Annotated in this window: 13 protein-coding genes and 1 pseudogene; 4 read left to right on the forward strand and 10 right to left on the reverse strand. The window is 67.8% G+C overall.

Translation table 11 applies throughout. The features are described from left to right. The first annotated feature begins 196 nt into the window (after nucleotides 1–196). Nucleotides 197–343, forward strand: coding sequence for a hypothetical protein (locus ACNA7R_RS16540; protein ID WP_416284640.1), 147 nt, complete (start codon nucleotides 197–199; stop codon nucleotides 341–343). Between the two features lie 40 nt (nucleotides 344–383). Here ACNA7R_RS16540 and cruF read toward each other — a convergent pair whose 3' ends face one another. Genes cruF through ACNA7R_RS16555 form a run of 3 tightly spaced genes read right to left on the reverse strand, consistent with a single transcriptional unit; the run spans nucleotide 384 to nucleotide 3643 of the window. Then, nucleotides 384–1247 carry a bisanhydrobacterioruberin hydratase gene (gene cruF, locus ACNA7R_RS16545; RefSeq protein ID WP_416284641.1) on the reverse strand — a complete coding sequence of 288 codons (864 nt, stop codon included), beginning with the start codon at nucleotides 1245–1247 and terminating at the stop codon, nucleotides 384–386. Then, on the reverse strand, nucleotides 1240–2124 hold the full coding sequence (locus tag ACNA7R_RS16550; protein WP_416284642.1) for a prenyltransferase: 885 nt from the start codon (nucleotides 2122–2124) through the stop codon (nucleotides 1240–1242). Before ACNA7R_RS16550 ends, cruF begins: the two co-directional genes overlap by 8 nt. A 37-nt stretch (nucleotides 2125–2161) precedes the next feature. Beyond that, nucleotides 2162–3643 (reverse strand): phytoene desaturase family protein, encoded by a 1482-nt coding sequence (locus tag ACNA7R_RS16555; protein ID WP_416284643.1) that lies wholly within the window; start codon nucleotides 3641–3643, stop codon nucleotides 2162–2164. A gap of 111 nt (nucleotides 3644–3754) precedes the next feature. Here ACNA7R_RS16555 and ACNA7R_RS16560 point away from each other — a divergent pair, with 111 nt between their 5' ends. Continuing rightward, on the forward strand, nucleotides 3755–4453 hold the full coding sequence (locus ACNA7R_RS16560; protein ID WP_416284644.1) for an SDR family NAD(P)-dependent oxidoreductase: 699 nt from the start codon (nucleotides 3755–3757) through the stop codon (nucleotides 4451–4453). Here ACNA7R_RS16560 and ACNA7R_RS16565 read toward each other — a convergent pair whose 3' ends face one another. The 6 genes from ACNA7R_RS16565 to ACNA7R_RS16590 all read right to left on the reverse strand — a co-directional run bounded on the left by ACNA7R_RS16565 (nucleotide 4454) and on the right by ACNA7R_RS16590 (nucleotide 8971). Next, a complete protein-coding gene (locus ACNA7R_RS16565; protein WP_416284645.1) occupies nucleotides 4454–4753 on the reverse strand; it encodes a hypothetical protein in 300 nt (99 codons plus the stop codon). 136 nt (nucleotides 4754–4889) lie between these two features. After that, complete coding sequence (locus tag ACNA7R_RS16570) at nucleotides 4890–5174, reverse strand: translation initiation factor eIF-1A (protein WP_416284646.1); 285 nt, start codon at nucleotides 5172–5174, stop codon at nucleotides 4890–4892. Between the two features lie 85 nt (nucleotides 5175–5259). Then, nucleotides 5260–5772: a hypothetical protein gene (locus ACNA7R_RS16575; protein ID WP_416284647.1), complete on the reverse strand. Its 513-nt coding sequence runs from the start codon at nucleotides 5770–5772 to the stop codon at nucleotides 5260–5262. 41 nt (nucleotides 5773–5813) lie between these two features. Then, a complete protein-coding gene (locus ACNA7R_RS16580; RefSeq protein WP_416284648.1) occupies nucleotides 5814–6728 on the reverse strand; it encodes a cupredoxin domain-containing protein in 915 nt (304 codons plus the stop codon). Nucleotides 6729–6734: 6 nt separating this feature from the next. Then, nucleotides 6735–7814 carry a hypothetical protein gene (locus tag ACNA7R_RS16585; RefSeq protein WP_416284649.1) on the reverse strand — a complete coding sequence of 360 codons (1080 nt, stop codon included), beginning with the start codon at nucleotides 7812–7814 and terminating at the stop codon, nucleotides 6735–6737. Between the two features lie 182 nt (nucleotides 7815–7996). Beyond that, nucleotides 7997–8971 carry a succinylglutamate desuccinylase/aspartoacylase family protein gene (locus ACNA7R_RS16590; protein WP_416284650.1) on the reverse strand — a complete coding sequence of 325 codons (975 nt, stop codon included), beginning with the start codon at nucleotides 8969–8971 and terminating at the stop codon, nucleotides 7997–7999. Nucleotides 8972–9121: 150 nt separating this feature from the next. Between ACNA7R_RS16590 and ACNA7R_RS16595 the strand changes: the two genes are divergently transcribed. Continuing rightward, the gene (locus tag ACNA7R_RS16595; RefSeq protein ID WP_394739485.1) at nucleotides 9122–9502 is read left to right on the forward strand and encodes a RidA family protein; all 381 of its coding nucleotides are present in this window, start codon (nucleotides 9122–9124) and stop codon (nucleotides 9500–9502) included. A gap of 201 nt (nucleotides 9503–9703) precedes the next feature. Here ACNA7R_RS16595 and ACNA7R_RS16600 read toward each other — a convergent pair whose 3' ends face one another. Beyond that, nucleotides 9704–10912 (reverse strand): alanyl-tRNA editing protein, encoded by a 1209-nt coding sequence (locus tag ACNA7R_RS16600; protein ID WP_416284651.1) that lies wholly within the window; start codon nucleotides 10910–10912, stop codon nucleotides 9704–9706. Nucleotides 10913–10995: 83 nt separating this feature from the next. Here ACNA7R_RS16600 and ACNA7R_RS16605 point away from each other — a divergent pair. Next, nucleotides 10996–11298: pseudogene (locus ACNA7R_RS16605) on the forward strand (dihydropteroate synthase); the annotation flags it as partial.

Here is an 11298-nt window from a genome sequence, read left to right on the forward strand (position 1 = left end):
GACGCGCGACAGCGCGTCTCTCTGCGGAACGACGATCGAAGCGCGAGCGTAGCGAGCGGTGAGTGAGTCGTCTGTGCTGAACGTGAGTTCCACGCCCTACTTTGAAGAACGAACCCGTCTCACCAGCTGCCGAGATCTTAAAGGCCCCCGATATTGGGGCTGTGATTTCGTTGTCCGCGGGCTCGAACGATGGGGTATGAGCGTCCAACACGACCCACTCGAGTTCGACCAGGAAAATGCCCGCCTCGCCGCGACCGGACTGGCCGTCTGGCTGGCCCTGACGGTCTTCGCGATCGTCCTGTTGCTCCAGTTCGGGCCCGCGATCAGCGGCCTCCTCGTCTGACCCGCGCCGAAAATCGACTCGCGTTCTCGCGCCGATCCGATCAGCTCCCGCCCGGGAGCGCCGTTTTCACCATCTCGAGGTCGTACCGGGCGGTCCGGAACAGTCCCAGACAGAACAGTCCGGCGACCCCCGCGGCGATCCAGTTGCCGTAGAGCAGGTTGATCGTCCCCCACAGCAGGACGAAGCTGACCAGGTCGTCGAGGATGAACACGCAGGAGCGAACGCGCTCGAGCAGCGCCGCCCGGTCGAAGGCGAGATCGACGAGGACGACGGCGACGGTGCCCGAGATCACCCAGCCGACGTAGTTCGAGACGGGGACGCCGTAGTAGGCGCCCGATTCGAACGCCCAGAAGCCGATCGCGACGGCCGCGGGGTCGAGCACGAGATCGATCGCGACGACGGCGGCGATCGCCGCGGGGATCCGGACGAGGGCGCTGTCGGCCCGCCCGCCGAGTACCAGCAGTGTCAGCAGGTAGGCGTTGAGCACAAGCGGGATGAAAAACAGCGGCAGCGCCAGGGGCACCTCGCCGAGCAGCATCGGCCCGAGCTGGATCGTGTACTCGAAGGCGCCGTAGGGCCAGTCGGTTCGCACGCCGACGACCTCGATCGCGTAGGTGTACGCCGTCAGGACGCCGAGACAGCCCGCGGCCCACCAGCCGATCCGCGGGAGGAGGCCGACGACCAGCGGCGAGCGCATCACCGCCGTCCCGAAGAGGATCAACAGGGGGTTGTACGCGAGCGGTTCGGGCAACAGTCCCTCGGCGCTGGCGATCAGCGTGAGCGCACCGATCGCCGGGAACACCACCGCGATCGTAAACCGGTTCTCGCGGACGACGTCTTCCAGTCGTCGCTGAAGATCGGCTCGAGTCCACTCGGTCGGTCGGCCCGTCGCTAGCTCATCCATACAGGATCACCCAGAGTCCGCCCATCGTCAGCGCTGCGCCGACGACCGTGTTGATCGCCGGGAACCACCAGTAAGCCCGATCGACGGCCACGCTCGAGGTCGCGATCGCGACGACCAGCAGGGGGTAGACGGCCATCGCCGCGCCGAGGCGGGGATCGAGCGCGGCGAACGCGACCGCGCTCGCGAGCCAGCACGCGCCGCAGTAGGCGTAGGTTCGACTCTCGCCGAGGGCCGTCGCCGTCGTCGTGATCCCCGTCTCCCGGTCGGGCTCGATGTCGGGGATCGCCGAGAAGGTGTGCATCGCCATCGCCCACAGCCAGCCGCCGACGACGGCGAGGACGGGCGGTTGCGAGCCCGCGACGGCGGCGTACGCCGCGGCGCCGGGCATGATGTAGAGTCCGTTCGAGACCGAGTCCAGCAGCGGGGTCGTCTTGAACCGCAGGGGCGGGGCGCTGTAGGCCGCGCCGAGGACGAGAAACCCCGCGATCCAGGGCCAGGCCGCTCGCGGGACGAGAGCGAAGAGCGCGAGCCCGAGCCCGCCGGTCAGCGCGACCGCGGGCGGGACCGTCCGCTGGCCTCGATAGCGCGCCTCGCGGTCGTCTTTCTTCGGGTTCGCGGCGTCGATCTCGCGGTCGAAGATATCGTTGACGCCGTAGAGGAAGACGTTCGCGGGCACCAGGAAGTACACGAACAGCGCGACCGCGGCGGGCTCGAGCAGCTCCCCGACCGACGAGGCGCCGTAGGCGACCCCGACCAGCACGGGACCGGCCAGGTAGAGCCAGAACCGGGGCCGCGAGAGGACGAGCAGGTACGACAGCTCGCCCGCGACGCCCCGGCTCGAGTCGACCGCGCCGGCGGAGTTCGAGTCGTCGGTCATCGATCGGACGGTCCTCGCTCGGCGGCTGCCATCCGGCTCACCCGTGGTCCTCGAGCACCGCCTCGGCGGTCAGTTCGCCGCTGATGAGACACATCGGGACGCCGATCCCCGGCGTCGTGTCCCCGCCGGTCACGTAGAGGCCGTCGACCCGCTTGGCGCGGTGGGGCGGGCGAAAGAGGGCGGTCTGGCGGAGCGTGTGAGCTAATCCGAGGGCCGTCCCGTCGTAGCTGTTGTACCGGTCCGCGAAGTCCTCGATGCAGAACCGCTCCTCGAGGACGATCCGGTCGCGGAGATCGGTCCCGGTGTGGTCGGCCAAGTCGTCGAGGACCAGGTCGCGGTAGCGCTCGCGCTGTTCGGGCGTGTCCTCGAGCCCCGGCGCGATCGGAACGAGCACGAACAGGTTGCTGTGGCCGTCGGGGGCGACGTCGTCGTCGGTCTCGGAGGGGACACAGCAGTAGTAGGCCGGATCGTCGGGCCAAGCTGGATCCTCGAAGATCTGATCGAAGTGCTCCTCCCAGTCCGTCGGGAGGACAAGGGTGTGGTGGGCCAGTTCGTCGACGTCGCCCTCGACGCCCAGGTACAGCAGGAACGCGGAGGGGGCGTACGTGCGCGAGTCCCAGTAGTCGGCGTCGTACCCCCGGCGTTCGGCCGGTAGCAGCTCCTGGTCGGTGTGGGGGTAGTCGGCGTTGCTGACGACCAGATCCGGCCGCAGCGGCCCCTCCGGCGTCTCGACGAGGAAGGCACCCTCCCGGCCCTTGATCGCGGTCGCGGGGCGGTTCGTCTCGTACTCGACGCCCAGCTCCCGGCCGAGTTCGGCGATCCCGTCGATGACGCCGCCGAGCCCGTCCTCGGGGTACCAGACGCCGAGGTTGAAGTCGACGTGGCTCATCAGATTGTAGAGGGCGGGCGTGTTCTTCGGCGACCCCCCCAGAAAGACCAGCGTGTACTGCATGATCTGCTGGAGCTTGGGGTGATCGAAGTAGTCCTCGACGTGGCCCTGCATCGATCCCAGAAGCGAGAGTCCCCGGGCCTGTCTGGCGACGTCGAGGTCGAGGTAGTCCCGGAGTTTGGTGCGATCCTCGTAGACGAAGTGTTCCATCCCGACCTCGTAGTTCTCCTTCGATTTCTCGAGGTAGTCCTCGAGGGCCTCGCCGGCGCCGTTCTCGTACTCCTCGAAGATCCGCTTCGTGCGCTCGAGGTCGGGCGTGACGTCGACCTCGTCCCCGTCTTTGAAGAAGATTCGGTAGTGCGGATCGAGGTGGGTCAGTCCGTAGTAGTCGGTCGGCGTTCGGTCGAAGTGATCGAAAAAGCGCTCGAAGACGTCGGGCATCAGGTACCAGGAAGGGCCCATGTCGAACCGGAACCCGTCGCGCTCGAGCCGGCTCGCCCGGCCACCGAGTTGCTCGTTCTTCTCGATGACCCGCACGTCCGCGCCCGCATCGGCCAGATAGCAGGCCGTCGAGAGCCCGCCCACGCCGGCGCCGATCACGACGACCGACTCTCCGTCGAGCGATTGCATACGTTCCCTGAACGTTGGCGCGGTGATAAACGTACGTCATCCCCGCGCGGATTTCCGGACTCCCGGCGCGGCCGTCGATGCATTCCTGTAGCCACCCTCCCTACGCAAGTCATGGACGAGCTGACAGCTCTCGTGACGGGCGGCACGCGCGGAATCGGACGGGCCGTCGCCGAGGCGTTCGCAAACGAGGGCGCGACCGTCGTGGTCGGCGCTCGAGACGGTGACGCGGTCGCGGAGACGGTCGACGACCTCGAGGAGCGCGGGGCGACGGCCGCGGGCGTCCGCACCGACGTTCGCGACGAGTTCGACGTCGAACGGCTGGTCGAGACGACCTCGCGGACGGGCCCGAACGGCGGGATCGATACGGTCGTCGCCGCGGCCGGCGTCTACCACGGCGAGCCCGGCGAGACGCCGACCGACCGGGAGTCGTACTCGGCGTTCGACGATCACTGGCGGACCAACGGACGGGGAGTGTTCGCGACGATTCGGGAGGCGCTCCCGCACCTCAACGAGGAAGCACGAGTGCTCGTGCCAACGGGTGCGGTCGCACGGGAGGGAAAGCCGGGGTACGGCTCCTACGCGATCGCGAAGGCGACGGCGGAGGCCGTCGCGCGCGGATTCGCGGCCGACACCGACTACGTCGTGGGCTGTCTCGACCCGGGACAGGTCGCGACCCGACTCTCGGGCGGGGGCGGTCGGGATCCCGCCGACGTCGCAGGGATGTTCATCTGGGCCGCGACCGACGCACCGGCCGACGACCTCGACGGGTCCGTTCTCGGTCTTCGGGAGTGGAAGCGGGCGACGCGGTAGCTACTCGCCGTTCTCGTCGTCCCGGGTGTGTTCCCGGCCGAACTCCGACAGCGACTCCCAGCCAAGTTCGTCGCCCAGCGTCTCGATGGCCTCGCCGACGCTCGCCCGGTCCTCGAGTTCGCGCTCGCTCCCGTGCCGGTCGACGACCGTCTCCTCGCCGTCGTACTCGCCCTCGAAGACGGAGCGACTCGCCGTGTCGAAAAACATCGGCGTCCCCTCCGCGGTCGAACCGACGTACTCGACGTCGTCCTCGCTGTGCTCGTCGAACTTCGCCTCCGCGCTTCCGTCTCTAATATACATACTCGAAGGGGAAGCATCAAACCGGTCAAGCGTTCGCGTTGCACAGGCAAGCCGGCGCGTCGCTGTCGCTTGAGGCCCAGACGATGAACGGTACGGCGACGTCGCTAGGGAACGGCGGGAACTCCGCGATGAAAATTCAGTCGATGTGACCTTCGCGGCGAAGCTGATCGGCGTCCTGGCTGGTGTAGCGCCACTCGATAGTGGCCTTCTCGTCCTGCCAGTCCCAGGGTTCGGCGACGACGATGTCGTCTTGCTCGATCCAGGTCCGGTACTTCATTCGTCCCGGAATGCGGCCGAGCCGTTCCTCGCCGTCGGCACACTGGAGCTGAACGTGGTTGCCCCCGAGGTGTTCGGTCACGACGGCGAATACTTCATCGTTGTTGGGCATACGGAGGTTCCGTCGCCCGGAGTTTTCTGTCACGACCGTATCTATGCTGCCCACACGTTTAAATGATTGGCGAGACGCAGTGTCGTGGGTTTCAATCTCATACGAGCAGGGGGCCGTTTCACAGCTCCCTGTCGGAATCGGGGTTCTCGAGATCCCACAGCAGTTCGGGGAGGAAGGCGTCGAGGTTGTCGATCACGACCCGGTCGCTGACGTTCAGCCCCTCGCAGTGGTCGTGGGCCGAGTCTCGGATGTCGACGTGGAGGTCGCCGTCCTCCCGCCAGACGCCGAGCGGAAAGACCGAACACCGGGTCGGCTTCCAGTCCTCCTCGAGATGGAGCGAGCACAGGCCGTCCTCCCGGAGGAAGGCACAGGCACAGCCGTCGTCGGCGACGTGCTCGTCGCGCCCTTTCTCCTCGCGGGTGACGAACTTCTCACCGCGGAACTCCGTGGTCGTCTCGGAGAGGTTCGCCCGCTTTGCGAGCTCGAGGAGGTCGTCGCCGTACAGCAAGACGCCGTGCTGACAGCACCAGGTGCAGTCCTCGACGCACTCGAAGGTCAGCTCGGGGTCGAACTCGACGACGACCTCGCGGCCGGGGTAGACCTCGACGCGAGGGGAAGCGTCGGCGCTCACATCAGCGGGGAGTGGCCGAGCGCGGAAGTGTGTTCCCTTCCTCACTCGATCTCGATCGCGCCGTACATGAAGCCGGCGTGTGGCGAGCAGTAGTACGGCTGCCTGCCCGACTCGTCCGCCTCCCACTCGAAGGTCGCCCCTTCGCCCGAGATCGTCGCGTTGAACTCGTCGCCGCCGCCGCTTCGCCGCTCGATGTCGTCCGTCGACGTCACCGTGTGGAAGACGCCGTCGGTGTTGACCCACTCGATCGTCGTCCCCTCGTCGACCGTGACGAACGCGGGGTCGAAGACGAAGTCGGGTTCGCCGTCCTCGCCCTGGCGGGTCTCGATCTGAACGACGTCCTCGCCGGTCATGTCGACGAACTCCTCGTCGTCATCGTGATCGTCCGCGTCCTCGTCTTCGGTGTCGTCGTCCGCGTCATCGTCGGCCCCTTCGGGGTTCTCGTGGATCTCCTCCGTTTCTTCGAGCTCCGCATCGTCGACGTCGCCGACGGCCAGCGTGCCGATCATGAAGCCGGCGTGGGGCTCGCAGTAGTAGTGCTGGATGCCGTCCTCCTCGGGGGTCCACTCGAAGGTATCACCCTCCGCGGAGAGCGCCTCGTTGAACTCGCCGCTCTCGGTCCGGGCCTCGAGTGAGTCCGTCGACGTCACCGTGTGGAAGACGCCGTCCGTGTTGGTCCAGCGAACGGTGGTGCCGGACTCGAGTTCCGTGATCGCGGGATCGAAGACGAAGTCGGGCTCGCCGTCCTCGCCCTCGCGAGTCTCGATCTCGACGATGTCCGCATCGTCGGCGTCCGCGTCGTCGTCATCGAGATTCGCGTCGTCGGCTTCCGCATCGTCGTCACCGTCGGTCTCCTCCTCGTTACCGACGCAGCCGGAGAGGGAACCGATCCCGACGGCCGCGGCGCTCGCTGCGCCGAACAGTACTCGTCGACGACTCGGCGTTCGGTCGTCCATCGATCGTTACTCCTCGAGGGGGGTGGGCATGAACTCGCGGTCGATACCGACCTCGATCTCGCCCCACGGCATCTCGTGGTCGCGGGTCGCGTGGTGGACGAGCCACATTCCGTGTTGGTCGGGGTCTTGCCCGCCGTGACCGGCCTCCCAGCTGTCGGCCTCGTGTTTGTGGAAGTGGGTGAAGTCGTCCGCCTGGCCGGCGGGGACGTCCTCGCCGGTGAACTGGCCGCGCTCGCCGATTCCGAAGTAGATCAGGTTCTCGGCCTCCTCGGGGTTCGGTTCGTCCCAGTGGAGGAACACCAGCGTGTCCTCGGTGACCCACTTCCAGACGTGGGCGGGCGTCCGGCCGTCGGCCTCCTGTTGGTCCTCGTTGGTCCACTCGTCGTCGAAGATCTCGATGAGTTCGTCCCGATCCTCGTCCGCGAGGTCGCCCTCGCCGCCGTCGGGGGCCTGCCAGTCGACGTCGTGGCCCTCGCTGCCCTCCTCGGGCGGGGTCGGCATGAACCCGTAGTCGACCTGGGGCTCGATGGGTTCGTCGTGGAAGGGGTACTGGATCTCCCGAACGGCGATGTGGGTGAGCCAGTAGCCCTCGTCGCCGGTCTGGCCGCCGTGGCCGGCCTCCCAGCCGTCGGCCGTGTGCTGATGGAAGTGCGTGAACTCCTCGCCGGGCTGGCTCTCCTCGGTAAAGAGCCCCTTCTGGCCGATCGTGATGTAATCCAGCGCCGTCGCCTCCTCGGGATTGGGGTCGTCGAAATGGAGACCGATCAGGTTCTCGTCGCCGACCCACTTCCAGACGTGCTGGGGCGTGTAGTTGCGTTCGCTGCCCTCGACCTCCTGCTGTTCGTCGCTCATCGGCTCGTCGTCGAACGCCGCGACCAGCGCCCCGATGTCCTCCTCCGAAAGCGGCTCTCCCTGGGGGGTCTCCTCGAGGCTCGCCAGCTCTTCCTCTTCCGGCTCCGGCTCATCGTCGTCGACCTCATCCTCGGTCTCGTCGTCGGGCTCCTCAGCCATCTCGTCGTCAGCGTCGTCGTCTCCCGTGCAGCCGGCGAGTGCGGCCACCCCTCCCGCACCGAGCACCTGGATCACGCGCCTTCGACCTATCGTCTGTGAACGATCGAACGTCATACACTCCCTCCGAGGACGGGATCGACAGTGACCCTATGGTGGTCGTGTCCCGTGGCCCCCATTCTACAAAAGATATTTATAGCTGCTATAGCCGACCGGACCGTTCGGTTCGTCGACGGTCCCCGGGGGGGCTGCAGGGCGGGTCACGCGCCTTCGCCGGGATCGGACGGTTCGGCGATCCCGGCCAGCTTCTCGCCGGCGGTGACCGCCGACTCGCGGGTCAGCGAGTAGATCACGCCCGAGACGGTGGCGGTCACGGACTGGCGTCGCTCGAACGTCGCCGGACAGTAGAGCGTCCCGAGTTCGCTGCCCTCGCTTACGTGATCGCCGATCGCCACCCCCGAAGCGGGCTCGAAGAGCCCCGACCGATCGGCGCCGACCCGTCCCCCGTCGTCGTACAGCACGGTCTGTGCGGGCGGGTCGGGCGGTTCCACCCGGAGCATGCCGAGTTCGCCCAGCACGTTCTCGATCCCGTCGGCACCCCGCCGAGCCGCCTCGAGGTCGACCTGCCGGCTGTTCGAGAGCTCCGGGACGACCACCGTCGTCCCGGACAGTCGCGCGGCCGTCCGCAGCGTTCCCGTGTACTCCTCGAGCGAGCGATCCGACGTCGGGTCGGTCATGAGATAGTCGGCGCCGAACACCGACGCGAGCCGACGAGACTCGCGCTCGCCGTTCTGGAAGCGGACGTGCTCGAGCATGTCCGCGGTACCGCTGTGGAGGTCGACGACGACGTCGGCGGCCTCGACCAGCCCCCAGAGGCTGGCGACCGTTCGCTCCTGGAGCGTGCCGTCCTCGTCGCCCGGCCACACCCTGTTGAAGTTCGGGTTGACCGCGTCGACCGCCTGCGGGGTCACGTAGGAGTCGTGATCGAACGCGAGGGTGTTGGCGACCGGGACGGCGATCACGGTGCCCGCGAGTTCGGCCTCGAGCAGCCGCTCGTGGAGCCGGCGCAGTGCCGCGGTCCCGTTCAGTTCGATCCCGTGCTGTGCGGCCTGCAGGTACACCGTCGGCCCGGGCCCGCCCTCGTAGCGGTGGACGGTCACCGAGACGTCCGTTCCCGACGGGAGCCGAGCGAGCGGGCGCTCGCCTACCGTATGGGAGACGGTCTCGTGTTCCATACCGGATGGAGCCAGCGCCCCCGCTTGTAGCTTTGGACGCGACGAATCTCCCACACCGTCCGCTCCGAGCCGAACCCGGTCGCCGGCGGGCTCGACGCGCGAGCGGGCCCGGAGCCGAATTTTAAGAGACCCCGACCAGTATGTCGGGGCGTGAAACGAACGATCCACACTGACGACGCACCGGAAGCGGTCGGCGCGTACAGCCAGGCGACGACGAACGGCGACGTCCTCTTTACGGCCGGCCAGCTGCCGATGACGGCCGACGGAGAGCTCCTCGACGACGAGTCCGTCGGCGACCAGACCCGACGGTGTCTCGAGAACGTCGAGGCCATCCTCGAGGCCGAGGACGCCTCTATGGCGGACGTCCTCAAGATGACCGTCTTCCTGAACGATATCGACGATTTCGACGAGTTCAACGAGGCCTACAGCGAGTTCTTCGACGAGGAACCCCCGGCCCGAAGCGCCCTCGAGGTCGGCGAGGTCCCGAAGGGTGCAGCCCTCGAGGTCGAGGCGATCGCGACGGTCGAGTAACGCTCTCTCGCGGCTATTTTCGTCGACGTACGCGACGCCGAGAGCCGCAAGCTCGAACGGATCGGGACGGCGCTCGTGGCGCGTTTCCCGTCCCCGAATCCCGCCAAACAATACCTGTTTACCACCTGACGGGACGTGTTCTTCCGGTCGCTCGAGCAGTCGAGCGCGATACCGAGGACTGCCCGACGGAGTTCCCTTCGTTCAGCGCTCTCGCCGGAGGTAGTCGACGACGGCGGCGGGCTCGGCGTCGAGGCCGCCACCCTGGGCGAGCGTCTCGCCCCCGCCACCGCCTCCGCCGAACTCCGCGGTAACGTCCTCGACGATCCCGCTCGCGTCCGTCTCGCCCGTCGTCGCCGCCACCACGAACGCGCTCCCGTCGACGCCCGTCAGCACGACGACGTCGCCGACCCGTCCGACGCTCTCCTGGGCCCGCTCGGACGCGTCGTTCGGACCGATTCCGCCGACGTCGAGTTCGCCGACGACCCACTTCTGGCCGTCCCGCGCTACCGCGTCGTCGCCGAGGGCCTCGAGCCGGTTCTCGAGCAGCCGTCCCCGGAGCGCCTCGAGCTCGGCCTCGAGTTCGGCGTTTCGCTCGGCGACGGCGCTCGCTCGTTCCGGTAGCTCCGAAACGCCGGTCTCGAGGGCTCTCGCGGCCCGGTCGGTCGCCCGCGTGCGGTCGGTTCTGGCTCGGATCGCGGCCGGGCCGACCGCGTACTCGACCCGAACGAGGTCCGCGCCGGGGTTCGAGATATCGAGCACCGCAAGGGGGCCGATCTCGATCGTGTTTCGGACGTGAGTGCCGCCACAGGCCGCGATATCCCAGTCCTCGATCTCGACGATCCGGACGGTGTCGGCCCGCTCGGCCTCGGGGGTGAGGTTGAAGACGATCTCGTCGTCCGCCCTGGCTCGCTCGATGTCCATCTCTCGCCAGGTCACCGGACGGGAGTCCCAGACCGCCTCGGCGAGGGTGCGCTCGAGCGAGAGGGCGTCGATCGCCTCGGGCTCGCTCGTCTCGAAATCGATCCGACACTTCTCGGTTCCGATGTCGAACCCGCCGTAGCCGTGGTCCTCGAGCAGCCGTCTGCCGGCGCCGTACAGCAGGTGGCTGGCGGTGTGAGCGCGCATGCAGTACGTGCGAAAGTCCTCGTCGATCGAGCCCTCGACGGTTTCGCCCGCCTCGAACTCGGGGGCCGACGCCAGCGCGTGAACGACCTCGCCGTCCCGAGTCTGGACGTCGATCACGTCGGCGCCACCGATGGTCCCCCCGTCGGCCGGCTGACCGCCGCCCTCGGGGTAGAAGTACGTCTCCTCGAGTCTGACGTCGGTTCCGTCGACTGCCCGTACCCTCGTCTCGAACTCCGTCACGTAGGGCTCCGCGGCGGCGCGGCTCCCCGTCGCGTCCGGTGTCATCGTCACGAGTATCGGCGCGCGCGGCCATAACCGTGCGGGACGCTGTCAGTACTTTCATGGTGGCGCCCGGCACCACGGTTGGTATGGAGTACCACGAGGCGGTCGACTACCTCGAGTCGCTGCAACGACGGCGACCGAAACTCGGGACGGAGACGACCGCGACGCTACTCTCGGAACTCGGCCGACCGCACGAGGAGATCGACTGCGTCCAGATTGCGGGCTCGAACGGCAAAGGAAGCACGGCGCGGATGCTCGAGCAAGCGCTCCGCGAGGACGGTCTCGACGTCGGGCTCTACACCTCGCCGGACCTCGACGACGTGCGCGAGCGGATCCTCGTCGACGGCCGGAAGATCCCGAAGGAGCGCGTCTGCTCGTTCGTCGACGAG

It is taken from the genome of Natronococcus sp. (genome assembly GCF_047921035.1).
Lineage (GTDB): Archaea > Halobacteriota > Halobacteria > Halobacteriales > Natrialbaceae > Natronococcus.